The 25,646-nt window shown below is 73.0% G+C and carries 21 protein-coding genes; 7 read left to right on the top strand and 14 right to left on the bottom strand.

Annotated elements, in window-relative coordinates; translation table 11 throughout:
- The first annotated feature begins 16 nt into the window (after positions 1-16).
- The 3 genes from IG02_RS0124210 to IG02_RS0124200 all read left to right on the top strand — a co-directional run bounded on the left by IG02_RS0124210 (position 17) and on the right by IG02_RS0124200 (position 3,151).
- Positions 17-880, top strand: a complete 864-nt coding sequence (locus tag IG02_RS0124210; protein WP_030751927.1) for an inositol monophosphatase family protein — start codon at positions 17-19, stop codon at positions 878-880.
- Positions 881-988: 108 nt separating this feature from the next.
- Positions 989-2,404: a phytoene desaturase family protein gene (locus tag IG02_RS0124205; RefSeq protein ID WP_030751924.1), complete on the top strand. Its 1,416-nt coding sequence runs from the start codon at positions 989-991 to the stop codon at positions 2,402-2,404.
- 120 nt (positions 2,405-2,524) lie between these two features.
- A complete protein-coding gene (locus tag IG02_RS0124200; protein WP_030751921.1) occupies positions 2,525-3,151 on the top strand; it encodes a GntR family transcriptional regulator in 627 nt (208 codons plus the stop codon).
- A 347-nt stretch (positions 3,152-3,498) separates the two neighbouring features.
- Here the strand turns inward: IG02_RS0124200 and IG02_RS0124195 are convergent, their stop codons facing one another.
- Both IG02_RS0124195 and IG02_RS0124190 read right to left on the bottom strand, forming a co-directional pair.
- Positions 3,499-4,338, bottom strand: coding sequence for a carbon-nitrogen hydrolase family protein (locus tag IG02_RS0124195; RefSeq protein WP_051765659.1), 840 nt, complete (start codon positions 4,336-4,338; stop codon positions 3,499-3,501).
- A gap of 166 nt (positions 4,339-4,504) precedes the next feature.
- The gene (locus IG02_RS0124190; RefSeq protein ID WP_030751914.1) at positions 4,505-5,869 is read right to left on the bottom strand and encodes an MFS transporter; all 1,365 of its coding nucleotides are present in this window, start codon (positions 5,867-5,869) and stop codon (positions 4,505-4,507) included.
- 141 nt (positions 5,870-6,010) lie between these two features.
- Between IG02_RS0124190 and IG02_RS0124185 the strand changes: the two genes are divergently transcribed.
- Positions 6,011-6,697, top strand: coding sequence for a DUF2848 domain-containing protein (locus IG02_RS0124185; RefSeq protein ID WP_199814080.1), 687 nt, complete (start codon positions 6,011-6,013; stop codon positions 6,695-6,697).
- Positions 6,698-6,932: 235 nt separating this feature from the next.
- Here IG02_RS0124185 and IG02_RS0124180 read toward each other — a convergent pair whose 3' ends face one another.
- Positions 6,933-9,155 carry an NADP-dependent isocitrate dehydrogenase gene (locus IG02_RS0124180; protein WP_030751911.1) on the bottom strand — a complete coding sequence of 741 codons (2,223 nt, stop codon included), beginning with the start codon at positions 9,153-9,155 and terminating at the stop codon, positions 6,933-6,935.
- Between the two features lie 352 nt (positions 9,156-9,507).
- Here IG02_RS0124180 and IG02_RS0124175 point away from each other — a divergent pair, with 352 nt between their 5' ends.
- Both IG02_RS0124175 and IG02_RS0124170 read left to right on the top strand, forming a co-directional pair.
- On the top strand, positions 9,508-11,037 hold the full coding sequence (locus tag IG02_RS0124175) for an AlkA N-terminal domain-containing protein (protein WP_030751909.1): 1,530 nt from the start codon (positions 9,508-9,510) through the stop codon (positions 11,035-11,037).
- A gap of 12 nt (positions 11,038-11,049) precedes the next feature.
- Positions 11,050-11,643 carry a methylated-DNA--[protein]-cysteine S-methyltransferase gene (locus IG02_RS0124170; RefSeq protein WP_078854774.1) on the top strand — a complete coding sequence of 198 codons (594 nt, stop codon included), beginning with the start codon at positions 11,050-11,052 and terminating at the stop codon, positions 11,641-11,643.
- A 35-nt stretch (positions 11,644-11,678) separates the two neighbouring features.
- Here IG02_RS0124170 and IG02_RS0124165 read toward each other — a convergent pair whose 3' ends face one another.
- From IG02_RS0124165 to IG02_RS0124145, 4 genes are all read right to left on the bottom strand, one after another.
- Positions 11,679-12,878 carry a hypothetical protein gene (locus tag IG02_RS0124165; protein ID WP_030751903.1) on the bottom strand — a complete coding sequence of 400 codons (1,200 nt, stop codon included), beginning with the start codon at positions 12,876-12,878 and terminating at the stop codon, positions 11,679-11,681.
- A 224-nt stretch (positions 12,879-13,102) separates the two neighbouring features.
- Entirely contained in the window at positions 13,103-13,864 is a 762-nt protein-coding gene (locus IG02_RS0124160) for a hypothetical protein (RefSeq protein WP_234314890.1), read from the bottom strand.
- 1 nt (position 13,865) lies between these two features.
- Entirely contained in the window at positions 13,866-15,239 is a 1,374-nt protein-coding gene (locus IG02_RS42240; protein ID WP_051765657.1) for a MerR family transcriptional regulator, read from the bottom strand.
- Positions 15,240-15,323: 84 nt separating this feature from the next.
- Positions 15,324-15,821, bottom strand: a complete 498-nt coding sequence (locus tag IG02_RS0124145) for an NUDIX domain-containing protein (protein ID WP_030751897.1) — start codon at positions 15,819-15,821, stop codon at positions 15,324-15,326.
- Positions 15,822-16,029: 208 nt separating this feature from the next.
- Between IG02_RS0124145 and IG02_RS0124140 the strand changes: the two genes are divergently transcribed.
- Entirely contained in the window at positions 16,030-17,187 is a 1,158-nt protein-coding gene (locus tag IG02_RS0124140) for a glycerate kinase (RefSeq protein ID WP_030751894.1), read from the top strand.
- 319 nt (positions 17,188-17,506) lie between these two features.
- Here IG02_RS0124140 and pssA read toward each other — a convergent pair whose 3' ends face one another.
- The 7 genes from pssA to ccrA all read right to left on the bottom strand — a co-directional run bounded on the left by pssA (position 17,507) and on the right by ccrA (position 25,440).
- Positions 17,507-18,373 (bottom strand): CDP-diacylglycerol--serine O-phosphatidyltransferase, encoded by an 867-nt coding sequence (gene pssA, locus IG02_RS0124135; RefSeq protein ID WP_199814079.1) that lies wholly within the window; start codon positions 18,371-18,373, stop codon positions 17,507-17,509.
- A complete protein-coding gene (locus IG02_RS0124130) occupies positions 18,360-19,007 on the bottom strand; it encodes a phosphatidylserine decarboxylase (protein WP_030751888.1) in 648 nt (215 codons plus the stop codon). Before IG02_RS0124130 ends, pssA begins: the two co-directional genes overlap by 14 nt.
- A 181-nt stretch (positions 19,008-19,188) precedes the next feature.
- Complete coding sequence (locus tag IG02_RS0124125) at positions 19,189-20,394, bottom strand: acyl-CoA dehydrogenase family protein (protein WP_030751886.1); 1,206 nt, start codon at positions 20,392-20,394, stop codon at positions 19,189-19,191.
- 6 nt (positions 20,395-20,400) lie between these two features.
- Positions 20,401-20,907, bottom strand: a complete 507-nt coding sequence (locus IG02_RS0124120) for a MaoC family dehydratase (RefSeq protein ID WP_030751882.1) — start codon at positions 20,905-20,907, stop codon at positions 20,401-20,403.
- 5 nt (positions 20,908-20,912) lie between these two features.
- Positions 20,913-21,953: an HpcH/HpaI aldolase/citrate lyase family protein gene (locus tag IG02_RS0124115; protein WP_234314889.1), complete on the bottom strand. Its 1,041-nt coding sequence runs from the start codon at positions 21,951-21,953 to the stop codon at positions 20,913-20,915.
- Positions 21,950-23,929 carry a protein meaA gene (locus IG02_RS0124110; RefSeq protein WP_030751875.1) on the bottom strand — a complete coding sequence of 660 codons (1,980 nt, stop codon included), beginning with the start codon at positions 23,927-23,929 and terminating at the stop codon, positions 21,950-21,952. Before IG02_RS0124110 ends, IG02_RS0124115 begins: the two co-directional genes overlap by 4 nt.
- Positions 23,930-24,102: 173 nt before the next feature.
- The gene (gene ccrA, locus IG02_RS0124105; protein WP_030751872.1) at positions 24,103-25,440 is read right to left on the bottom strand and encodes a crotonyl-CoA carboxylase/reductase; all 1,338 of its coding nucleotides are present in this window, start codon (positions 25,438-25,440) and stop codon (positions 24,103-24,105) included.
- Between the last annotated feature and the right edge of the window lie 206 nt (positions 25,441-25,646).

The raw sequence follows: 25,646 nt of genomic DNA, 5'->3' as shown, positions 1-25,646 counted from the left end.
TGATTGGCTGGGGGACATGATCGATGACTCTGTGTACGGAACGATACCGCTGCCAGGTGCGGCCCACGGCCCCCGCGTCTCCGATGTCGAGGAAGCGGTCCGCGCGGCCGCCGCCGCCGAGATCATGCCGCGCCACCGGCAGCTCGCCGCGCACGAGATCATCGAGAAGAGCGGCCCGCACGACCTGGTGACCGTCGCCGACCGGCGCGCGGAGGAGCACCTCACCGCCGCCCTCACCGCGCTGCTGCCGGGCTCCCTGGTGGTGGGCGAGGAGGCGGTGCACGCGGATCCGGGGGCGTACGGCGCGCTGCGCGGCGACGCGCCCGTGTGGATCGTGGACCCGGTCGACGGCACCCGCCAGTTCGTCCGCGGCGAGCCGGGCTTCTGCACGCTCGTCGCCCTCGCCCAGGGCGGTGAGCTGCTGGCCTCCTGGACGTACGCGCCGGCCCTGGACGAGATGGCCGTCGCGGTGCTCGGCCGGGGCGCCCGGCTCAACGGCGCTCCGCTGCGTTCCGGGAACCCCGAGCCCGGCGCGGTCCTCGAAGTCGCCATGTCGCACCCCGACTACACCTCCGACGCGCAGAAGAGGGCCCTGCTCGGTCTGCGCACCGAGGGCTTCGCGCCCCGCTCCTGCGGCGCGGCGGGGCTCGAGTACCTCGGGGTGGCGCGCGGCCGGCTCGACGCGGTGGCCTTCAACTGGGAGCTGGCGTGGGACCACGCCGCCGGGCTGTTGCTGGTGACGGAGGCGGGCGGCACGCAGACGACGCTCACGGGCGAGCCGTACCGCATCGCGGGCGACAACGTGCTCCCGTTCACGGCGGCCAGGGACGAGGCGACGGCGAAGCGCGTCCGGGACTGCCTGCGCGCCGGGGGCGCCTGAACGGGCGGGAACGGGCGCGCGGCCGGGGCGGGCCGAGGTGTACCGGTGGCCGGGCTGTCGGTACCCGGGAATATCCTGTGTCCCCTCGGCTGACAAAGGAGTCCGGAGGTGACGTCGATGCTCGACGCCGTCGTCGTGGGGGCGGGACCGAACGGGCTGACGGCCGCGGTGGAGCTGGCCAGGCGCGGCCTCTCCGTGGCGGTGTTCGAGGCCAAGGAGACCGTGGGCGGGGGCGCCAGGACCGAGGAGCTGACGCTGCCCGGTTTCCGGCACGACCCGTGTTCCGCGGTGCATCCGCTCGGCGCCGGTTCGCCCGTCTTCTCGACCATGCCCCTCGCCCGCTACGGACTGGACTGGGTGCACCCCGTGCTGCCGATGGCGCACCCCTTCGACGACGGTACGGCCGCCGTGCTCGCCCGGTCGGTCGGCGAGACGGCCGCCTCCTTCGGGTCGCGTGACGCGGGGGCGTACCGGCGGCTCGTCGCCCCGTTCCTCGGCAAGTGGGACACCCTCGCGCGGGACTTCATGTCCCTGCCGCTGACCGCGCTGCCCCGCGACCCGGTCACCCTCGCCCGGTTCGGACTGGCCGGGCTGCCGCCCTCGACCTGGCTCTCGTCGCGCTTCCGCGAGGAGAAGGCGAAGGCCCTGTTCGCCGGGCTCGTCGCGCATGTCATCGCCCCCTTGGGCGGCTTCGCCACCGGCGCGGTCGGGCTGATCTTCGCGCTCGCCGCGCACGCGGTCGGCTGGCCGGCGGCGCGCGGCGGCTCGCAGTCGATCTCCGACGCGCTCGCCGCCTACCTGCGCGACCTGGGCGGCACGGTCCACACCGGGTTCGAGGTCAAGCGTCTGGACGACCTGCCGCCCGCCCGGGCGTACGTCTTCGACACCGCGCCGACCGCGCTCGCCCGGATCGCCGGCCTGGGCAGGGCCTACGACGGCTACCGCTACGGCGCCGCCGTCTTCAAGATCGACTACGCCCTGGACGGGCCCGTGCCCTGGACGGCCGAGGCGCCGCGCCGGGCCGGTACGGTCCAGATCGGCCCCACCAGCCGGGACATCGGCGCGGCGCTGCGCGCGGTCACGGCGGGCCGTACGCCCACGCCACCGTTCCTGATCACCGCCCAGCCCAGCCTGGCCGACCCCTCCCGCGCCCCCGGCGACCGGCAGGTCTTCTGGGCGTACGGGCACGTTCCGCACGGCTGGCGGGGCGACTTCACGGACTCGGTCGAGCGCCAGATCGAGCGCTTCGCGCCCGGGTTCCGCGACCGGGTGCTGGCCCGCGCCACGGCCGGCCCGCCCCAACTCGCCGAGCGCAACGCCAACTACGTGGGCGGGGACATCGCCTGCGGCGCGGCCTCCGGCCTCCAGCTCCTGGTCCGCTCCAAGCTGTCCCTGTCCCCGTACACCACGCCCCACCCGGCCGTCTTCCTCTGCTCGTCCGCGACCCCGCCGGGCCCCGGCGTGCACGGCATGTCGGGCCACAACGCGGCGAAGGCGGTCTGGCGACGGCTCCGCGCGAGCTGAGCCGGCCGTCCGCGACGGGTACGGGCCGGGGGCGGCAGCGCGTTGTCCCGGCCTCGTTCGACCTCGGCCGCTTGGCGTGCACCGCCTGTATACTCATTGCATGCAATCGTGGGGGCAGTCGTGACGTCGGGCCGGGAGAAGGCGTACGCGTTCCTCAAGGAGAACGTCCTCACCGACCCCGATCTACAGGGCGGTTTCCTCTCCGAGCAGGAGATCGCGGACCGTATCGGGGTCTCCCGCACCCCCATCCGCGAGGCGCTGCTGCTGCTCGCCGCGGAAGATCTGGTACGGCTCGTTCCCAAGCGCGGGGCGCAGATCGTCCCCCTGTCGGGGCGGGAGATCACCGAGCTGATGGAGCTGCGCGGCATCGTCGAGCGGTACGCGGCCGAGCAGTTGGTCCCGGGCGGCCGGGCCCCCGTGGCCGAGCTGACCGAACTGCTGGAGCGTCAGCGTGTGCTCAGCGGGCCCGAGCACGCCAAGGAGTTCATCGCCGTGGACCACCTCTTCCACGCGACGATGGTCTCGGCGGTGGGGAACGCGCTGCTCAGCAAGCATTACGACGGGCTGCGCAGCCGGCAGATCCGGGCCGGGGTGGTGGCGCTGTACAACCAGCGCGGCCGACAGGAGGCCGTGCTCACCGAGCACCGGGCGATCCTGGCCGCGATCGCCGAGGGCGACGCGGCGGCGGCGTGCACCGCGATCGACGGCCATCTGGATTCCACGCTCAAGGTGCTGCTGGCGGGCTGAGCCCCGTCCCGCCGGTACGCGCCCGCCGGTGTCCGGCGCGGGCTCCCGTGTCGGGCGCGGCTTCCGGGGGCGGGCCGGGGCGGGCCCCCGGGCGGACGGCAGACGGATCCGGTGGCCCCGGCGGCGTATCGGACGGCCCGTCGGGTTCCTGATCGGCGGGCGGCCCGGCGGCCCGGCGGCACCGCTCCGGCGAGCGCGAGCGCGACGGGGACGGCCGCACGGCAGGCCGCCCCCGGTCCGGCCGTCAGGATCGGCTGCCCCGGCCGGGCCGAGGCCGGCGGCCGGGCCGCCCGGGCAGGGCGGGACCAGGGCCCCGGCCGACCCTTACGACTCCGTCGGCCGGCCCGTCAGCCGTGCCGCTCCGACGGCTCCGGCCGGGCCGTGCCCTCGATGACGGCCGGCCGGCGGTTGGCCAGCACCGGAACCGCCCGGCGGACCGAGGCGACCTCGTCCGTGTCGATCTCGCCGAGCAGCAGCCCGGGGCCCTCGTCGAGCCGCTCCCGTACCGTGCCGTCGGGGCCGATGAGCGCGCTGTGGCCGATCCCTGTGGGTGCCTTCGAGGGCACGGCGATGCCCGACGCCGCCGGGTCGGCCTGGCCCACGGCGGCCAGCCAGACGGTGGCGTCCAGCGCCCGGGCCCGGGTCAGCAGCTCCCACTGCTCGCGCTTGCCGGGGCCCGCGCCCCAGGACGCCGGGAGCAGGGACGCGACGGCGCCGGCGTCGGCGTGCGCCCGGAAGAGCTCGGGGAAGCGGACGTCGTAGCAGGTGGCGAGGCCGAGCCGGAGGCCGTCCACATCGATGGTGACGACCCGGGAGCCGGGTGCGACGGTGTCCGACTCGGCGAATCCGAAGGCGTCGTACAGATGGATCTTGTCGTAGGACGCCTCCACCCCGGGGCCCGTGGCCAGCAGGGTGTTGGTCACCTTCCCGTCCGGTGCGGGGGTGAACATGCCCGCGACCACGACCAGGCCGCTCTCCTCGGCGATCTGGCGGACCGCCGTGGCCCAGGGGCCGTCGAGGGGTTCGGCCACGGGCGCCAGGGACGTCCCGAACCAGGCCATCGTGGCCTCGGGGAAGACGACGACGCGGGCGCCGGCGGCGGCGGCGCGCCGGGTCTGTTCGGCGACCAGCTCCAGGTTCTCCTCGGGGCGGGGGCCTGTGGTGAGCTGGCTCAGCGCGATGCGCATGGGGTTCCTCTCTCGTACGGGGCGGGTGCGGACGCGAGGTGCGGTGGTGCCCGTACGGCGAGTACGGGGGTCGGGGCCGGGCGGCCCCGGACATTGCCCGGCCGGGCTCGACCGGGGTGGGCCGGACCCAGCCGGACCAGTGGGACCCGGCCGGGCTCGGCCGGGCTCAGCCCGCCCGGGACGGGTGCGGCGCCTCGGCCCGGTGGCCCGGCGCTTCCTCCTCGTCCTCCTCGCCGGCGGGTGCCGCGTCCCGGCCCAGACACAGCCCGAGGACCGTGACCACGGCCGTCACCACGATGTAGAGGGCCAGCGGGAGCCAGCTGTCGTACGCGTCCAGCAGGGCCGTGAACAGCAGCGGCGCCACGGCTCCGCCGATCACCCCGGCCAGGGTGTACGCGAGCGAGGAGCCGGTGTACCGCAGCCGCGGGGAGAACTGCTCGGCGATGAAGGCCGCCTGCGGCCCGTACATCAATGAGTGGATCGCCAGTGCCACCACGACACCGAGCGCGAGGAGGGGCCAGCTCCCGCCGTTCACCATGGGGAAGAACACGAACGGCCACACCCCGGCCGCCACGGCGGAACAGCCGTACAGCAGACGCCGGTTGACCCGGTCGGAGAGGGCTCCGGCCAGCGGGATCAGGAACACCTGGAGCGAGGAGCCGATGAGGACGGCGGCCAGGGCCGAGCCCCGGGACATGCCCAGCTCGCCGGTCGCGTAGGTCAGGACGAAGACGGTGAAGAGCGCGTACAGCACGTCCGGCGCGACCCGGCTCAGGATCGCGGCGATCAGCCGGCGCGGCTGGGTGGTCAGCACCTCCCGGATCGGGGCCTCGGGGCGGGTCTTGCTCGCCTCCATGGCCTGGAAGACGGGGGTCTCCTCCAGCTTGGTGCGGATCCACAGACCGAAGACGACCAGCACACCGGAGAGCAGGAACGCCACGCGCCAGCCCCAGGACTCGAACTGGCTCTCCGTCAGCAGCGCGCCGAGCGCCGCCAGCACGCCGTTGGCCATCAGGTTGCCGGCGGGCGGGCCGACCTGCGCGGCGGACGCGTAGAAGCCGCGCTTGCGCGGATCGCCGAACTCGCTCGACAGCAGGACCGCGCCGCCCCACTCGCCGCCGACGCCGACGCCCTGCGCGAAGCGCAGCAGGACGAGGATGATGGGCGCGGTCACGCCCATCGTGGCGTACGACGGGAGCAGGCCGATGAGCAGCGTCGCGACCCCGATCAGGACCAGGGTGGCGATGAGGACCTTCTTGCGGCCGATCTTGTCCCCGAGCCGGCCGAAGACGAACCCGCCCAGCGGCCGGGAGACGTAGCCGACCGCGTACGTCGAGAACGCGAGCAGTGTGCCGGTGGCGGGGTCCTCGGCGGGGAAGAAGACCTTGCCGAAGACCAGCGCGGCGGCGGCGGAGTAGATGGCGAAGTCGTACCACTCCAATGCGGTCCCGGTGAGGCTGGCGAAGAAGGCGCGGCGGACCGAGGAGGCCCCGGGCGGGGCCTGGTCCGTGCGCGGGGTGGTGTGGTTCACGACTTCCGACCTCCGGTTGAGGGCACACGATCGAGTCTGCACGATCGACCTTTCGGCATACTTCTTGTATACAGGTCGTATGCGCAACCCTTCCGCGCAAAGTTAACCTCCTTGATACCGCGACCGATGTGGAGAGACCCCGTGGCGCTGCTGACCTTCGAACTGCCCGACGGAACCACCAGGGACGTCGACGTCGTCCAGGTGCTCAACGCCGGCTACGCCGGCCGCAGCCAGGCCGATGTCGCCGCGCACGTGGCGGAGCTGGCCGAGCTGGGCGTGCCCGCGCCGTCCGTGACCCCCGCCCTCTACCCCGTCTCGCCCTACCTCGCGCAGCACACCGAGAGGGTCAGCGTCCAGCACGGCCGGACCTCGGGCGAGGCCGAGTGGGCCCTGGTGGTCGACGGGGACGGCGAACTGCTGCTGACGGCCGCCTGTGACCACACCGACCGCGAGCTGGAGGTGCACGGGGTGGCGTGGAGCAAGAACGCGAGCCCCGACGTCCTGGCCCGCCGCGCCTGGCGCCTCGGCGACGTGCAGGACCGGCTCGACGCGCTCACGCTCAAGGCGTGGGTGGGCCACGAGGGCCGGGAGACCCTCATCCAGGACGGCACCCTGGCCGAGCTGCTGACCCCCGCCTACTGGGCCGAGGTGCTGCGCGAGCGCGGCGATCTGCTGCCGGGCACGGTCCTGATCTCCGGCACCATCCCGATGGCCGAGGGCGTGGACCAGTTCGCCGACCGCTGGCGCGTCGAGCTGGGCGACCCGGCCACGGGCGACACCATCGCTCTCGCCTACGACGTGGTGCGGATGCCGGAGCCCATCGGCTGAGCGGCCTCGGGCTCGTCCCGGACGTACGGAACCGCCCTGACCGGTGTGACTCCGGTCGGGGCGGTTCGGTTGGTGCGGGTGCGGGTGCGGGTGCGGGCGTGGTCAAGGCCAGGGCGCCGGGGGCCGCCCGGCGCCCCGGGGGGCCGGCTGTCCCACTCGCAAGCGCCCGAGCGGGGCAGCCGGTCCTGTCGCCGCGACCTACGGCGTCCTACCGCGACCGCCGCGACCCGGCGGGTCAGCCGGCGAGCGCGGCCAGCGCCTGGTTCAGCGTCGCCGACGGACGCATCACGTCCGACGCCTTCGCCGGGTCCGGGTGGTAGTAGCCGCCGATCTCGACCGGCGAGCCCTGCACCGCGAGCAGCTCCTCGACGATCGTCCCCTCCTGCTCGGTCAGCGTCTTGGCCAGCCCGGCGAACGCCTCGGCGAGCCGCGCGTCGTCGGTCTGCTTCGCCAGCTCCTGCGCCCAGTACAGGGCCAGGTAGAAGTGGCTGCCACGGTTGTCGATGCCACCCACGCGGCGGCTCGGCGACTTGTCCTGGTCCAGGAACGTGGCGGTCGCGCGGTCCAGCGTGTCGGCCAGCACCTGGGCGCGGGCGTTGCCGGTGGTCTGCGCCAGGTGCTCGAAGCTGACCGCCAGGGCCAGGAACTCGCCCAGGCTGTCCCAGCGCAGGTAGTTCTCCTTCACCAGCTGCTGGACGTGCTTGGGCGCGGACCCGCCGGCACCCGTCTCGAACAGCCCGCCGCCGTTCATGAGCGGCACGACGGACAGCATCTTCGCGCTGGTGCCCAGCTCCAGGATCGGGAACAGGTCCGTCAGGTAGTCACGCAGCACGTTGCCGGTGACGGAGATCGTGTTCTCGCCCCGGCGGATGCGCTCCAGGGAGAAGGCGATCGCGTCGACCGGCGACATGATCTCGATCCGCAGGCCCTCGGTGTCGTGCTCGGGCAGGTACGCCTTGACCTTCTCGATCAGCTTCGCGTCGTGCGCGCGGCCCTCGTCCAGCCAGAACACCGCCGGGTCGCCGGTCGCGCGGGCGCGCGTGACGGCCAGCTTCACCCAGTCCTTGATCGGCAGGTCCTTGGTCTGGCACATGCGCCAGATGTCGCCCGCGCTCACGGTGTGCTCGAGGACGGCCTCGCCCTTGGCGTCGACCACCCGCACCGTGCCGGTGGTGGGGATCTCGAAGGTCTTGTCGTGGCTGCCGTACTCCTCGGCCTTCTGCGCCATCAGGCCGACGTTGGGCACCGAGCCCATCGTCGCCGGGTCGAAGGCGCCGTTGGCGCGGCAGTCCTCGATCACGACCTGGTAGATCCCGGCGTAGCTGCTGTCCGGGATCACGGCGAGGGTGTCGGCCTCCTGGCCGTCCGGGCCCCACATGTGGCCGGCGGTACGGATCATGGCCGGCATCGAGGCGTCCACGATGACATCGCTCGGCACGTGCAGGTTGGTGATGCCGCGGTCGGAGTCGACCATCGCCAGCTCAGGGCCCTCGGCGAGCTCGGCGTCGAAGGACTCCTTGATCTTCGCGCCGTCGGGCAGCGACTCCAGGCCCTTGAAGATGCCACCGAGCCCGTCGTTCGGGGTCAGGCCGGCCGCGGCCAGGGCCTCGCCGTACGCCGCGAACGTCTTCGGGAAGAAGGCCCGTACGACATGGCCGAAGATGATCGGGTCGGAGACCTTCATCATCGTCGCCTTCAGGTGCACCGAGAACAGCACGCCCTCGGCCTTGGCGCGGGCGATCTGCGCCTTCAGGAACTCGCGCAGCACCGCCACCCGCAGCACGGACGCGTCGACGACCTCGCCCGCCAGCACCGGCACCGACTCGCGCAGGACGGTGGTGGTGCCGTCGTCACCGGCCAGCTCGATGCGGAGCGAGCCCTCCTCGGCGATGACCGCGGACTTCTCACTGGAGCGGAAGTCGTCGGCGTCCATGTGCGCGACGTTCGTCTTCGAGTCGGCCGACCAGGCGCCCATCCGGTGCGGGTGCGCCTTGGCGTAGTTCTTCACCGAGGCGGGGGCGCGGCGGTCGGAGTTGCCCTCGCGCAGCACCGGGTTGACCGCGCTGCCCTTGACCTTGTCGTACCGCGCGCGGACGTCCTTCTCCTCGTCGGTCCGCGGGTCGTCCGGGTAGTCCGGCAGCGCGTAGCCCTGCGCCTGGAGCTCGGTGATGGCGGCCTTGAGCTGCGGGATCGACGCCGAGATGTTCGGCAGCTTGATGATGTTCGCACCGGGCGTCCTGGCCAGCTCGCCCAGTTCCGCGAGGGCGTCGTCGATCCGCTGGCCCTCCTCGAGGTACTCGGGGAAGCCGGCGATGATCCGCCCGGCCAGCGAGATGTCCCGGCTCTCCACGGCGACACCGGCGGTCGAGGCGTACGCCTCGATCACGGGCAGGAACGAATACGTCGCCAGGGCCGGGGCCTCGTCGGTGTGCGTATAGATGATGGTCGAGTCAGTCACCGGGTGCTCCGCTCCACGTCTGCAACATTGCTCGACATCAAGATATCTCCCCGGTGCCCCCTTCCCGAAAGGGCCCTGCCGCCCCGGACGGGGAGCCGAGGCTGATGTCGTTTTCTCGCCAGCCGGACCGCTCCCGGTGCACGATGCTGGAGCCATGCAGCCCGTTCCGAGCCCCGTCCCCAGTTCCGTCCCCAGTTCCGTCCCGAGCGTCGTCCCCGGATCCACCCCGCCGGCCGTGGCGGAGGCGCCGGACGCGACGGCCGCGGCAGATGCGACGGATGCGACGGAGGCGGCGGGTGCGACGGAGGCGGCGGATCCGCCCGCTCGCCCCGCCACCCCGGCACGTTCCGCCATGCACACCGACCACGAGCGGTGTCTGCGGGCCGTCCGGTCCAAGGACGCCCGCTTCGACGGATGGTTCTTCACGGCCGTCCTGACCACCCGGATCTACTGCAGGCCGAGCTGCCCGGTGGTCCCGCCCAAGGCCCGGAACATGCGGTTCTACCCCAGCGCGGCCGCCTGCCAGCAGGCCGGGTTCCGGGCGTGCAAGCGCTGCCGGCCCGACACCAGCCCCGGCTCCCCGGAGTGGAACGCGCGGGCCGACTCCGTCGCCCGCGCGATGCGGCTCATCCAGGACGGCGTGGTCGACCGCGAGGGCGTGCACGGGCTCGCCGGGCGGCTCGGCTACTCCGCGCGCCAGATCGAACGGCAGCTGCTCGCCGAGCTGGGCGCGGGCCCGCTCGCCCTGGCCCGCGCCCAGCGGGCCCAGACCGCGCGCCTGCTCATCGAGACCACCGGGCTGCCCATGGCCGAGATCGCCTTCGCCGCGGGCTTCTCCTCGATCCGGACGTTCAACGACACCGTCCGGGAGGTCTTCGCGCTGTCACCGAGCGAGCTGCGGGCCCGGAGCGCCGACGGGCGGCGGCGCCGGGCCGATGCCTCGGCAGCCCCGTCCGCGGACCGCTCCACCGACCGGCCGGCCGACCGCTCGGCTCCCGGGGTGATCTCCCTGCGCCTGCCCTTCCGCGCGCCCCTCACCCCCGACAACCTCTTCGGGCACCTCGCCGCGACAGCCGTCCCCGGCGTCGAGGAGTGGCGGGACGGCGCGTACCGCCGCACGCTGTCACTCCCGTACGGGCACGGCATCGTCGCTCTCGGCCCCCGCCCCGACCACATCGCCTGTCGGCTCTCCCTCACGGACCTGCGGGACCTCACGGTCGCCATCAGCGGCTGCCGCCGGCTGCTCGACCTGGACGCCGACCCGGTCGCCGTGGACGAGCGGCTGCGCGCCGACCCGCTGCTGGCACCCCTGGTCGACAAGGCCCCCGGGCGGCGCGTGCCGCGTACCGTCGACGCCGCGGAGTTCGCCGTACGGGCCGTGCTCGGCCAGCAGGTGTCCACCGCCGCCGCCCGCACCCACGCGGCCCGGCTGGTCACCGCGCACGGCGTGCCAGTCCACGACCCCGAGGGCGGACTCACCCATCTCTTCCCCACGTCCGAGGCGCTGGCCGCGCTCGACCCGGAGACGCTGGCCTTCCCGCGCAGCCGGCGCACCACCCTGACCACGCTGGTCGCCGCGCTCGCCGACGGCACCCTCCGGCTCGGCCCCGACAGCGACTGGGACCGGGCCAGGGCCCGGCTCGCGGCGCTGCCCGGATTCGGACCATGGACGGTCGAGGTGATCGCGATGCGCGCGCTCGCCGACCCCGACGCCTTCCTGCCGACCGACCTCGGGACGCGGCGGGCGGCGCGGGAGCTGGGCCTGCCGGCCACCCCCGCGGCGCTCACCGCCCGCGCGGCGGACTGGCGGCCCTGGCGCGCCTACGCCGTCCAGTACCTGTGGGCCACCTCCGACCATCCCGTCAACCACCTTCCCGCGTAAGGACGTTCCGCCATGTCCCCCACCCCTCACGTCGTGCACACCGTGGCCGACAGCCCGTACGGTCCGCTGACGCTCGTCGCGACCGACTCCGTACTGAGCGGCCTCTACATGGCCGGGCAGCGGCACCGGCCGCCGCAGGAGACCTTCGGCGAGCCGGACCCCCGGCCGTTCACGGAGGCGCTGCGCCAGCTCGACGCGTACTTCGCGGGCGAACTGACCCGGTTCGACCTGCCCCTGCGGCTGACCGGCACCGACTTCCAGCGCGGCGTCTGGGAGCGGTTGCGCGCGATCCCGTACGGCGAGACGCGCAGTTACGGCGAACTGGCCGAGGCCCTCGGCAAGCCGGGCGCCTCGCGGGCGGTCGGCCTGGCCAACGGCAAGAACCCCATCGGGATCGTGGTGCCGTGCCACCGGGTGATCGGCTCCACCGGGAGTCTGACGGGGTACGGGGGCGGGCTCGACCGCAAGCGGCGGCTGCTGGCGTTCGAGGGCGCGGCGGCCGGCGCGTCGGCCGGTCCGGCGACGGCGCGGACTCCGGAGCCGGCGCGGACTCCGGCGGCCCGCCGGACACCCGTCGCCGCGCCGGACGCCGCGACGCTCTTCTGACCGTATGCCGCACCAGGGATTGAGCGGACGCCCCGTCAGCGCCGCCGCTCCGGCGTGAACGGGTCCGGGGTCCCGCCCGTCCAGCGGTGCAGCACCGCCCGGCCGGTCTGCCGGGTGTTCTCGCCGGACCCCGTCGTGCCGCTCGTGGCGACATAGAAACGGCCGTCGTCCAGCGAGACCAGTCCGTACTGCCCGGCCGCGCGGTAGCCGTAGACACCGCTCGCGGCATCGTGCAGTCCGGTGGCGCGGAGGTGCAGGTTCTGCCCCGGTTCCGACGGCCGCTGCCCGCGCACGGGGCCCAGGACCGGCCGCTTCGACCCGTCGACGACGAAGAGGGAGTAGTTGGGGAACGTGGTCTTCGTCCCTTTGTACGCGGCCATCAGCCAGTCGCCGCTCTTCGCGTCGTACTCCAGATTCTGCACGCCGTAGGTGGTGTTGCCGGTGTACACGAAGTACTTGCCGTCGGGAGCCGCGGGGCCGCTGGTGTGCGGGGCGCTCTCGGTCAGCGGCTTCTCGTACCCCCTCCACGCGCTGATGTCGTACTGGAGCAGCACCTGGTTGTCGTTGTCCTCGCGGCCGGTGTTGGCGTACACGCCGTAGGCCACCGTCAGTTTCTCGCCGCCCGCGCGGTCGAAGGACGGGCCGAACGCCACGCCGTCGATGCCGCTGCACCCGTACCGGTGGTCGGCGGTGTCGGCGGTGTCGCCGTCGAAGTCCCCGTCACCGTCCATGTCGGCGGTGTAGTCCGCCACGACCTCCTTGAGGTGAACCGTGGAGACCACGCCGGTGGACTGGGCGTCCATGTCCATCCTCGTGATGCGGTCCGCGTCGAAGACCGCGATGTAGAACGCCTTCGCCGCCTTGTACTCGAGGGAGCCGTAGACCCGGCCGTCGCCCTTGTTGAAGTCCAGGTCCCCGAGGTGACCGGTGAAGCCCGTGACCGAGCCGATGGGCTTGCCGCTCATGTCCGTCTTCACCAGGAGATTGGTGAAGGAGAAGTACATGTGACCCTTGCGGCGGTCGACGGCCGTCCCCTGGAGATGGCCGGACTTCCAGGAACCGCCGTCGACGGCCGTGGGCAGGGTGAGCGGCGCCGAGGCCGGCGGGAGCGGCCGCTCCGTCCGGCCGCTGCCCCGCTCCACGGCCCCGGCCGGCCCCACGCCCACGACGGCGGCGGACATCATGACAACGGACGTGAACAGGGCCGCCGACCGGCCGCGGGCATGCGTTCGCATGTTTCCTCCGAGATCCTGGGGAGTTTCAGGATGGTGCCGGACGGGTGTGCACAGGGGACCAACACGGCATGAACGGGGCGCATTTTGCCGCAGGGACGCCAGATTGCCCAGGGGGACGGAGAGTTGAAGGCCGGGGCCCGCGAAACGCCGGAGACCCGCGCACGGTTTGACGGGTCGGCGCACGGCGCGTGGGCCTTCGCGGGGCGCCGCCGTGGGACATCAGGTCAAGCGCTTCGCGCTCCGATCGCCTCGCTCAGGGCGGCCTGCTCGGCGTCGGGCAGCCGGCGCTCCGCGTGGAGCATGCGCAGCGCCGTCGTGACCGCCTCCTCGTCCTCGGCCGTGCCGAGGCTCCCCGCCCAGACGGGGAGCAGCAGGCTCAGCGCGTCGAGGTCGGCCCGCGCGCACAGGCGCACCAGCAGGGCGTGCACGGGGTCCGCTCCGGTGCCGTCCCCACCGTCCCCACCGTCCCCACCGTCCCCGCCGTCCCTGCCGCCGACGGCCCGCAGGCCCCGCGCGACGGAGAGCCGTACCCAGTCCCGGTACTGCCCGGGAGGCACGTCCGAGAGGTGCCGGGCCGCCGACGCGAAATGGGTTCGGGCCTCTTCGACGTCTCCGAGGTCCAGATGGGCCCGGCCCATGGCGCCGTGGAGCGAGGCGTAGAAGGGGCGCACGCGTTCGTCCCCGACCTGGTCGGCACGGGTCAGGCACTCCCGGTTCCAGTGCAGGGTCTCGCGCGGCGTCCGCTGATGACGCGCCAGGTAGTGCGCGGCGACGCACGCCTCGTAGTCGTCGGTGGCGGCCTCCCACGCGGTCAGGAACAGCCCGCGTGCCTCCTCCGTTCGTCCGCCCGCCTCGGCGGCCATGCCCCGCGCGCACAGCTGTACGACGGCGTTCCCGGGGTCCATCGTCGTCTCCACGCCTGTTTCCTCGCCCGTCTCCTGGCCGGTCTGCCGGCCCGTCTCCCGGACCGTTTCCTCCGACGACACGTCAGGACTCCTCGTCGGCCGGGCCCACGGGCATCACCAGCGTGGTGAAACTGCCCTGGTCCGCCGAGCGCACCACGACAGGTTCGGCGGCGGAGGCGATCTCCAGCAGCACGTCGGGGCCGACGCCCGCGTCGAGGGCCGGGGCCAGGACGGACGGGTCGAAGCGGATACGGAGGGCCGGCGCGCCCAGGCACACGGCGGCCAGGGTCACCGCGCCGGAGCCCACGGAGCCCACGGAGCCGTCCGGGTCACGGGAGCCGCTGGAGCCGCCCGAGTCGCTGGAGTCGTCGCTGCCGTCAGCGCCGTCAGCGCCGTCCGGGCCATCGGCCCGGGAAACCGTCGCCTTGTCCTCAGCGAGCCGGATCTCGACGGCCCGCGCGTCCCCGAGTCCCTCGACCGCGTCGAGCAGGGCCGTACGGTCCACGAGCAGCCGGTGCCGGGCCGGGGACAGGGCGGCCAGCATCTCCCGGTAGGCCGGGAACTCGTCCGCGCACAGGGGCAGTTCTCGTGACACGTCATCTGACACGTCATCTGACGCGTCATCGGCGGCGGCACCGGTACCGTCAGCCGCCAGCGCGTCGGCCCGCACATCGTCCTCCACCATGGCCCCGAGCCCGCCATGGGCCCAGGCCGCCGCCTGGCTCCCCGCCCCTGCCGCCGGGGTCTGGGCGCCATGGATCCTGGCCCCGTCCGGGCCCGCCTCGATCGTGACCGCCGCGTGCCGCGCCGCCCACGTGCCGGTCTCCGTCAGGGCCGCCGCCTCCACCAGCAGCTTCCTGGGCGGGCCCGCCACCGTCGTCACCGGTCTGAGGACCCGGACGGACAGCCGGTAGCGGTCGGTCGCCACCAGCCGTACCTCGTCGGCATCGATCTCGACCAGAACACAGCCGAGAACGGGGAGTTCCGGGTCCCGGGCGACGGCCGGCACGACCTGCCGCACGGCACTCGCCAGCTCCGCGCCGCCGATACGTACCCGGGTCGGCGGCTCCGCCGCGCCATCGGCCGTGGCCGCCCCGGTGAGGGACCGCAGCGCCGCCGCGATCGTGGCGTCCGCCGTCCGCGACCTGTCCCGTACGGTTCCGCGGTGCCGCTCCAGCACCGCCCGGGCCTCCTCCGCGTCACCGTCGAGGACGACCGTGACATCGGCGAGCGGCATGCCCGCCTCCCGCAGGCTCCGCAGCATTCTGGCGCGGATCTCCTGGTCGGGGTTGTAGTAGCGGTAGCCGGTCGCCTCGTCCACCCGCGCGGGTTCGAGGACGCGGCAGTCGTCGTAGAAGCGCAGCGCGCTCGGCGCGAGGCCGACGCGCCGGGCGAAGGCGCTGATGCTCAGCAGTTTGGTCAGGCCCTGGGTGTTGCTCGTCGTGATGCCGTCCATGGCGGTGATTGTGGGCGTTCGAGGAACCTGAAGGTCAACTGTTCGCTCTCCGCCGCAAAGCCCGCGCGCCCCGGCCGAGGGCTCCTACCGCGTCCGCCGGCCGTTCACCAGCTCCACCGCGCCCGTACCGTCCGCCAGCGCCTCGAGCGCCGCCAGCACGCGGGGCCCCAGCGACCCGAGCAGGAACGTGGGAATCTGCTCGCGCTCCAACAGCTGCCACGACAGCAGCTCTTCCTCCTGGACCCGGATCGCCGCGAGCTGTTCGGCGGTCAGCACCCCGCCGTCGTACAGATACGCCGCGACCGGGGGCCGGGCGTCGCTCTGCACCCAGTCGACGGCGAGCAGCCGCCCCGGCTCGATGTCCAGGCCGATCTCCTCCAACGTCTCCCGGCGGGCGCCCTGACGCGGGGTCTCGCCGGCGTCGGACTCGATGGTCCCGCCGGGCAGGGCCCAGCCCTCGCGGTAGTTGGGCTCCACGGCCAGTACCCGGCCCTCGGCGTCCCGGCACAGCATGGCGGCGCCGGCCAGGATGCGGGGGAGGCCGGCGATGTAAGCGGCGTAGTCGGTGTCCGTGTCCGTCACACGGGCAGCCTAGCCGCTGAGGGACGCGGACCCGCGAGCGGTGCGGGGGCCGTGGACGGCGCGCGGGCCCCCGGAAGCGCGTGGGTCCCACCCGGCCGTCGCGTTCCGGGCCGCCGGGGCCGGCCATGTCACGGCCATGGGCAGACGGTGATCCCTGCGGATAGGGTCGGGGCGGCACGACCGCCTGTTCGACGGCAAGGGGCGCATGGTGACGGACGGAGCAGCAACGGAGGCCGCGCGCGTGCTCGTCGCGGCGGACAAGTTCAAGGGCTCGCTCACGGCGGTACAGGTGGCGGAGCGGGTGACGGCGGGACTGCGCCGGGTCGTGCCCGGGGCCGCCGTCGAGACGCTGCCCGTCGCCGACGGTGGCGACGGCACGGTGGCGGCGGCCGTCGCGGCCGGTTTCGAACGGCGTGAGGTACGGGTCACCGGGCCGCTCGGCGACGAGCTGACCGCGGCGTACGCCCTGCGCGACGGCACGGCCGTGGTCGAGATGGCCGAGGCGTCGGGCCTCCAGTGCCTGCCGGAGGGCGTCTTCGCCCCGCTCACGGCCACGACGTACGGCACCGGCGAGCTGCTGCGCGCCGCGCTCGACGCGGGGGCCCGCGCCATCGTCCTCGGTGTCGGAGGGAGCGCGACGACCGACGGCGGCGCGGGCATGCTCACCGCGCTCGGCGCGCGGCTGCTGGACGCGGCCGGCCGGCCGGCCGGGCCGGGGGGCGGCGCCCTGCGCGACCTGGCCACGGCCGATCTCTCCGGTCTGGACACCAGGCTCGCCACGACGGAGATCGTGCTGGCCAGTGATGTCGACAACCCGCTGACCGGCCCCAAGGGCGCCGCCGCGGTCTACGGACCGCAGAAGGGCGCGGCGCCCGAGGACGTCCGTACGCTCGACGCGGCCCTGGCCCACTACGCCACGGTCCTGGAGCGGGCCGTCGGCCCGGGCGCCGCCGACCTGGCCCTCGCTCCCGGCGCGGGCGCGGCGGGCGGCATCGGCTACGGCGCGCTCGTCGGCCTCGGCGCGGGCTTCCGCCCCGGTATCGAGGTCATGCTGGACGTCCTGGGCTTCGCCCCGGCGCTCGCGCGGGCGACCCTGGTCATCACCGGCGAGGGCTCGCTGGACGAACAGACCCTGCACGGAAAGGCCCCGGCGGGCGTGGCGTCGGCGGCCCGGGCGGCCGGCGTGGAGGTCGTCGCGGTCTGCGGCCGGCTGACGCTGCCGCCGCACGCCCTGCACCGGGCGGGGATCGCCCGCGTCTACGCCCTCACCGATCTGGAACCGGACCCGGCGGTGTGCATGGCCCAGGCCGGCCCCCTGCTGGAACGCCTGGCGGAGGACATCGCACGGGAGAAGCTGACCCGCTGACGGGCGGGACGTGCCGCCCCGCCGACCGGGACATGCTGGCCCTCTGAGGGCGGACGCCGCCGCCCCGCCGACCGCAAGGGGTCGCCGCCCCACCGACCGGGACGGGTCGGCTGCCGCCGGGCAGCCCGCGACCGGCCGGTGCGGCTCCCCTGCGCCACGCCGAAAGCGGCCCGGCCGCCCCACAGGGCCCGATCGCCCCGCGACGGTCCGACCGCGCGCGGGAGGGGCCCGGCCATGCGCGGGTGTCACACGCGGGAGGGCCCGGGTGCCTCACGCACCCGGGCCCTCCCGCGTTCCGCCGTATCCGTGACCGCTCCCGCTACGGCAGCTGCGCCGCCCGCGCCTCGCGGCGGTTGTCGCGGAAGGTGTTCACCCGCCGCGCCGTGGCGAAGAGCGGGATCACCGCGCCCGTCACCACCTGGAGCGCGCAGCCGGTCTGGAGCAGCAGCTGACCGCCGGGCGCGTCGAACGCCCAGGCCGCCAGCAGCCCCATCGCGGCCACGATCCAGCTCAGCATCGCCACCGCGAGGACGCCCCGCGGCTTCGGGTACTCGACCCGGCTCACCATCAGCCACGCCACACCGATGATCGCCAGCGTGGTCGGTACGAAGGGAAGCTCCAGCAGGACGATGGAGATCACCGTCAGCGCCCCGAAGGGCGACGGCATCCCCTGGAACATGCCGTCCTTCATCGTCACGCACGAGAATCTCGCGAGACGCAGCACGACAGCCAGCAGCACCACCACCGCGGCCAGCGCCGAGACCCGCTGATGGGCGTCGTCCGCGACCATGCCGTACACCAGGACGAAGTACGCCGGGGCCAGGCCGAAGCTGATCAGGTCGGACAGGTTGTCCAGCTCCGCGCCCATCGGGGAGCTGCGCAGCTTGCGCGCCACGAGCCCGTCGAACAGGTCGAAGATCGCCGCGGCCAGCATCAGGATCACGGCCGTGGCCGCGGAGTGCCGCGCCATACCGCTCTCGTCGCTGCCCGTGAGGTGCGGGATCAGGATGCCGGTGGTGGTGAAGTACACCGCCATGAAGCCGCAGGTGGCGTTGCCGAGGGTGAGGGTGTCCGCTATCGACAGCCGCAGTGAGAGCGGCATGTCCTCCGCGTCGTCCTCCGTCTCCGTCGCGGCCTCCGCCTCGACGGCCCAGCCCGCCTGTGTGTCGGGATCAATCACGGTCAATGCGAGTCACCCCCGCGGTCGTGGTCTGACCGACCTCGACGTCGACCTCGACACCCTCGGGGAGGTAGAGGTCGACGCGCGAGCCGAACCGGATCAGACCGATGCGCTCGCCCTGTTCCACCTTGGTCCCCTGGGGCAGGTACGGGACGATGCGCCGGGCCACCGCGCCCGCGATCTGCACCATCTCGATGTCGCCCAGTTCGGTGTCGAAGTGCCAGACGACGCGCTCGTTGTTCTCGCTCTCCTTGTTGAACGCGGGGACGAACCCGCCCGGGACGTGTTCCACGGACGTCACCGTGCCGGCGAGGGGGGCGCGGTTGACGTGGACGTTCAGCGGGCTCATGAAGATGGCGACCCGGGTGCGCCCGTCCTTCCACGGCATGATGCTCTGCACCACGCCGTCGGCCGGGGAGATGACCCGGCCCTGAGCGATCTCGCGCTCGGGGTCGCGGAAGAACCACAGCATGCCCGCCGCGAGCGCCGTGGCGGGCACGGCGAGGGCGGCGGCACGCCGGGAGCGGCGGGCGCGGGCGAGGCTGACGGCGGCCGTGGCGACGGTCGGCAGGAGCCACGGCGATGCTCCGCGCGCGAGGCGGACCGGGCCGCGAGGTGCAGAGGTTTGGCTGTGGGGCATGGTTGACCTTCGTAGCGGATGATGCCGCGCTGGCAACGGGGGGACGGCGGCTTTCCAGCGATGGTATCGGTTGCGAGCCGTAACTGAGCAAGCCAGCCGACGAGTCGGGCGGCTTGAAGCCGCTGCGGAAGAACGACAGGGTGTGATCTTCTTCGCGGTCGAAGCAGATCAAAAGCGACAATCAACCCTGGAAACGGTACTCCTCCAAAAGCCGTCGGCCAATGATCATTTTCTGGATCTCGGCGGTCCCCTCGCCGATCAGCAGCATCGGGGCCTCCCGGTAGAGGCGCTCGATCTCGTACTCCTTGGAGAATCCGTACCCGCCGTGGATCCGGAACGAGTCCTCCACGACCTCCTTGCAGTACTCGGCGGCCAGGTACTTCGCCATCCCCGCCTCCAGGTCGTTTCGTTCCCCGGAGTCCTTTTTGCGGGCCGCGCCCACCATCATGGCGTGGGCCGCCTCGACCTTCGTGGCCATCTCGGCCAGCTTGAACTGGATCGCCTGGTGCTGCGCGATCGGCCGGCCGAAGGTGTGCCGTGCCTGCGCGTAGGCGATGCCCAGCTCGAAGGCGCGCAGCGCGACGCCGCAGCCGCGCGCCGCGACGTTCACCCGGCCGACCTCGACTCCGTCCATCATTTGGTAAAACCCTCGGCCGGTGGTCCCGCCGAGGACGCGATGGGCGGGAATGCGCAGATCATCCATGATCAGCTCGGTGGTGTCGACGCCCTTGTAACCCATCTTGTCGATCTTCCCGGGGATGGTGAGCCCCGGCCGTACGGTGCCGAACCCCGGCTCCTTCTCGATCAGGAACGTGGTCATCGACCGGTGCGGAGCCGTGCCCTCCGGATGGCCCTCGTCGCTGCGGCACAACACGGCCACGAGCGAGGACGTCCCGCCGTTGGTCAGCCACATCTTCTGGCCGTTCAGGACGTAGTCGTCCCCGTCCCGGACCGCCTTGGAGGTGATCGCCGAGACGTCCGAGCCGAGCCCCGGCTCGGACATCGAGAACGCGCCGCGCACCTCGCCGGCCGCCATCCGCGGCAGGAACGTCCGCCTCTGTTCCTCCGTGCCGTGCCGCTCCAGCAGGTACGCCACGATGAAGTGGGTGTTGACGATGCCCGAGACGGACATCCAGCCCCGGGCGATCTCCTCCACGCACAGCGCGTACGTGAGCAGCGACTCGCCCAGACCGCCGTACTCCTCGGGGATCATCAGCCCGAACAGGCCGAGTTCCGTGAGGCCCTCGACGATCCGCGCCGGGTACTCGTCACGGTGCTCCAGCTCCGTGGCGACCGGAAGGATCTCCTTGTCGACGAATTCCCTGACGGTGGTGAGGATCTCCCGCTGTACGTCGGTCAGTCCCGCGGTCCGGGCGAGTCGGCTCATCGGTGGTCACTTCTCCCGGGGTTCGGGGCGGCCGGGCTGCTCCCCGCCGCGCTCCTTGACGTACACCGCGGTGGGGACCATCACCTTGCGCCGGAACACGCACACGAGCGTGCCGTCCTGGTTGTGGCCCCTGGTCTCCACGGAGACGATGCCGCGGTCGTTCTTGGACGTCGACGGTGTCTTCTCCAGGACCGTCGTCTCGCCGTACACCGTGTCGCCGTGGAACGTCGGTGCCACGTGCCGCAGCGAGGTCACCTCCAGATTGGCGATGGCCTTGCCGGAGACGTCCGGCACGGACATGCCCAGCAGCAGCGAGTAGACGTAGTTCCCGACGACGACGTTCCGGCCGAAGTCGGTGGTCTTCTCGGCGTAGTTGCTGTCCAGGTGCAGCGGATGGTGATTCATGGTCAGCAGGCAGAAGAGATGGTCGTCGTACTCGGTGACCGTCTTGCCCGGCCAGTGCTTGTAGACCGCGCCGACCTCGAACTCCTCGAAAGTACGACCGAACCGCATGGCGCTCATGCCTCCGGGGCCTCGAACGAGGTGGTGCGCCGCAGCCCGGCGGCCCGGCCCTTGCCCGCGATCACCAGCGCCATCTTCCGGCTGGCCTCGTCGATCATCTCGTCACCGAGCATCGCGGAGCCCTTCTTCCCGCCCGCCTCCGAGGTGTGGTGGGCGTAGGCGTCCAGGATCAGCTCGGCGTGGTCGTAGTCCTCCTGCGACGGCGAGAAGATCTCGTTCGCCGCCTCGATCTGGCCCGGGTGCAGCACCCACTTGCCGTCGAAGCCGAGCGCCGCCGCGCGGCCCGCCACCTCCCGGAAGCCGTCCACGTCGCGGATCTGGAGGTAGGGCCCGTCGACCGCCTGGAGGTCGTGGGTGCGCGCCGCCATCAGGATGCGCATCAGGATGTAGTGGTAGGCGTCGGCGTCGTAGCCGGCCGGCTGCCGGCCGACGACCAGGGACTTCATGTTGATGGAGGCCATGAAGTCGGCGGGCCCGAAGACAATGGTCTCCAGGCGCGGCGAGGACGCCGCGATGTCGTCCACGTTCACCAGGCCCTTGGCGTTCTCGATCTGCGCCTCGATCCCGATCCGGCCCACCTCGAAGCCCATCGTCCGCTCGATCTGGGTGAGCAGCAGGTCCAGCGCGACAACCTGCCGCGCGTCCTGGACCTTCGGCAGCATCACGCAGTCGAGGTTCTGCCCCGCCCCCTCCACGACCGTGATCACGTCGCGGTACGTCCACTGCGTCGTCCAGTCGTTGACCCGCACCACCCGGGTCTTGCCCGTCCAGTCGCCCGTGTTGAGCGCGTCCACGATGGAGTGCCGGGCCCCTTCTTTTGCGAGCGGCGCGCAGGCGTCCTCCAGGTCGAGGAAGACCTGGTCGGCCGGGAGCCCCTGGGCTTTCTCCAGGAACCGCGGGCTCGAGCCCGGCACGGCGAGGCACGAGCGGCGCGGCCGGGGCTGCTCGGTGCCGTCGCCGCCGGCGCTCGCGGGGGCGGCGGAGCCGGCGGCGCTCGTGGCGCCGGAGCGGCGGGCGGAGCTGACAGGCGCGGTCATACGGGGACCTCCCACGGGTCGAGCTTGTTGGCTTTGCGGATCTCGTCGACGATACGGCCGACGATCCCGGTGATTCCGAAGTCCTTCGGGGTGAACACGGCGGCCACGCCCGCCGCCCGCAGCGCGTCGGCGTCCGCCCGCGGGACGATCCCGCCGACGATCACGGGCACGTCGCCCGCGCCGGCCGCCCGCAGCCGGGCGAGGACGTCCGGCACCAGCGCGGTGTGCGACCCCGACAGGATCGACAGCCCCACGCAGTGCACGTCCTCGGCGAGCGCGGCGGACACGATCTGCTCGGGCGTGAGCCGGATGCCCTGGTACACCACCTCGAAGCCGGCGTCCCTGGCCCGGACGGCGATCTGCTCCGCGCCGTTGGAGTGCCCGTCCAGCCCGGGCTTGCCGACCAGCAGCCGCAGCCGCCCGGCCCCGAGCTCGGCCGCGGTGCCCGCCACCCGCTCCCGTACGGCCGCGAGCGGCGAGCCCGCCTCGGCGCTCACCGCGACCGGCGCCCCGCCCACCCCCGTGGGCGCGCGGAACTCGCCGAACACGTCGCGCAGCGCCCAGGACCACTCGCCGGTGGTCACCCCGGCGCGCGCGCACTCCAGCGTCGCGGGCATCAGGTTGTCCGTGCCCGCCGCGGCCTTCTTCAGCGCGGCCAGCGCCTCCGCCGCCCGCGCCTCGTCGCGGCCGGCCCGCCAGGCGTGCAGCGCGGCCACCACCCGGGCCTCGGTCGCCGGGTCCACCGTCTCGACCGCCGTGTCCAGGTCGGCGGTGAGCGGGCTGGGCTCGGTCGACTCGTAACAGTTGACGCCGACGACCTTCTCCTCGCCCGACTCGATGCGAGCCCGCCGCTCGGCGTGCGCGGCGACCAGCCGCGACTTCAGATAGCCGGACTCGACGGCCGCCGGCACCCCGCCCATCTCCTCGATCCGGCCGATCTCGGCGCACGCCTCCTCGGTCAGGGCCGCCACCTTCTCCTCGACGACGCGCGAGCCCTCGAAGAGGTCCGGGTACTCCAGCAGATCGCTCTCGTGCGCCAGCACCTGCTGGATCCGCAGCGACCACTGCTGGTCCCAGGGCCTGGGCAGGCCCAGCGCCTCGTTCCACGCGGGCAGCTGGACGGCGCGGGCGCGGGCGTCCTTGGAGAGGGTGACCGCCAGCATCTCCAGCACGATCCGCTGGACGTTGTTCTCCGGCTGCGCCTCCGTCAGCCCGAGCGAGTTGACCTGGACGCCGTAGCGGAAGCGGCGCTGCCGGGGGTCCTCGACCCCGTACCGCTCGCGGGTGACGCGGTCCCAGATCCGCGAGAACGCCCGCATCTTGCACATCTCCTCGACGAACCGCACCCCGGCGTTGACGAAGAAGGAGATCCTGCCGACCACCTCCCCCTCGCGGCCCTCGGGGACCCGCCCGGAGGCGAACACCGCGTCGAGCACCGTGATCGCCGTGGACACCGCGTAGGCGATCTCCTGGACGGGCGTGGCCCCCGCCTCCTGGAGGTGGTAGCCGCAGATGTTGATGGGGTTCCAGCCGGGCAGGTGGCGCACGCTGTACGTGATGAGGTCCGTGGTCAGCCGCAGGCTCGGGCCGGGCGGGAAGACATGGGTGCCGCGGGAGAGGTACTCCTTGACGATGTCGTTCTGCGTCGTCCCCCGGAGCCCGCCGAGGTCCGCGCCCTGCTCCTCCGCCACCACCTGGTAGAGCGCCAGCAGCCACATGGCGGTGGCGTTGATGGTCATCGAGGTGTTCGTGCGGTCCAGCGGGATGCCCTCGAGCAGCCGCCGCATGTCGCCGAGGTGCGACACCGGCACGCCCACCCGGCCGACCTCGCCGCGGGCGAGCACGTGGTCGGGGTCGTAGCCGGTCTGGGTGGGCAGGTCGAAGGCGACGGACAGGCCCGTCTGGCCCTTGGCGAGGTTGCGCCGGTAGAGCGCGTTGGACGCCTCGGCGGTGGAGTGGCCGGCGTAGGTGCGCATGAGCCAGGGCCGGTCCTTGGCGCGGGCCGCGTCGGGGGACGGGGAGCGGGCCTGGTCGGGGGACGCGGAGCGGGCCTCCTGGCGGGACGGGGCAGGGGCCTCGTCGACGGACGGGGAAGCGGGCGCGCCGGAGGACGGGGGAGCAGCCTCGTGACGGTCGGTCATCGCGCGCCTCACACGTTCCGGAAGCGGTTGATCGCGTCGATGTGCCGGGCCCGCAGCTCCTCGTCCCGCACGCCCAGGCCCTCCCGGGGCGCCAGCGCCAGCACCCCGACCTTGCCCTGGTGCAGGTTGCGGTGGACGTCGTACGCGGCCTGGCCGGTGTCCCCGAGCGCGTACACCTTCGACAGCGTCGGGTGGATCCTGCCCTTGGCGATCAGCCGGTTGGCCTCCCACGCCTCGCGGTAGTTGGCGAAGTGCGAACCGATGATCCGTTTGAGGGACATCCACAGATAGCGGTTGTCGTACTCGTGCGTGTAACCGGAGGTCGAGGCGCAGGTGACGACCGTGCCGCCCTTGCGGGTGACGTACACGCTGGCGCCGAACGTCTCGCGCCCCGGGTGCTCGAAGACGATGTCCACGTCCTCGCCGCCGGTCAGCTCGCGGATGCGCTTGCCGAACCGTTTCCACTCACGCGGATCCTGCTCCCGCTCGTCCTTCCAGAACGCGTAGCCCTCGGCAGTCCGGTCGATGACCGCCTCCGCGCCCATCCGCCGGCACAGCTCCGCCTTCCGTTCGCTGGAGACCACACAGACCGGGTTCGCGCCGCCGGCCAGCGCGAACTGGGTGGCGTACGAACCGAGCCCGCCGCTCGCGCCCCAGATCAGCACGTTGTCGCCCTGCTTCATCCCGGCGCCGTTGCGCGACACCAGCTGCCGGTACGCGGTCGAGTTGACCAGGCCGGGAGCCGCCGCCTCCTCCCAGCTCAGGTGGAGGGGCTTGGGCATCAGCTGGTTGGATTTCACCAGCGCCAGCTCCGCGAGGCCGCCGAAGTTGGTCTCGAAGCCCCAGATCCGCTGTTCGGGGTCGAGCATCGTGTCGTTGTGGCCGTCGGAGGACTCCAGCTCGACGGAGAGGCAGTGCGCCACGACCTCGTCGCCCGGGTGCCACGCGCCCACCCCCGGTCCGGTGCGCAGGACGACACCGGAGAGGTCGGAGCCGATGACGTGGTACGGCAGGTCGTGCCGTTTGGCCAGGTCGCCGAGGGTGCCGTAGCGCTCCAGGAAGCCGAAGGTCGGCAGGGGCTCGAAGATCGAGGTCCACACGGAGTTGTAGTTCACGGAGCTGGCCATGACGGCCACGAGTGCCTCGCCGGGGCCGAGTTCGGGCACCGGCACCTCGTCGAGGTGCAGGGACTCGCGGGGGTCCTTGTCCCGGGTGGGCAGGCCGGCGAACATCTCCGTCTCGTCCTTGTGCACGGTGACCGCGCGGTACGAGGCGGGCAGGGGCAGTGCGGCGAAGTCGGCGGACGTGCTGTCCGGCGACTGGATCGCGTCCAGGATTTCCTTCACGGTGTCGCCTCCGGTGAAACCGAGGTGCGTCGGGGGACCGCCGGACCGGCGGCCGGGTGCGGTGGAGGGGTGCCGTCCGTCGGTCCGGCGGGTGACGCGGGGGGTGTGCGTGCGGTGCATGCGGTACGTGCGATGCGTGTGATGCGATGCGTGCGGATGGCGCCGGGTGGCGGCGCCGGGTGGGCGCGGGAAATGCCTGTGACGCA

It is taken from the genome of Streptomyces sp. NRRL F-5135 (assembly GCF_000719775.1).
Classification (GTDB): domain Bacteria; phylum Actinomycetota; class Actinomycetes; order Streptomycetales; family Streptomycetaceae; genus Streptomyces; species Streptomyces hebeiensis.
This window is presented reverse-complemented; position numbering and strand designations above follow the sequence as displayed.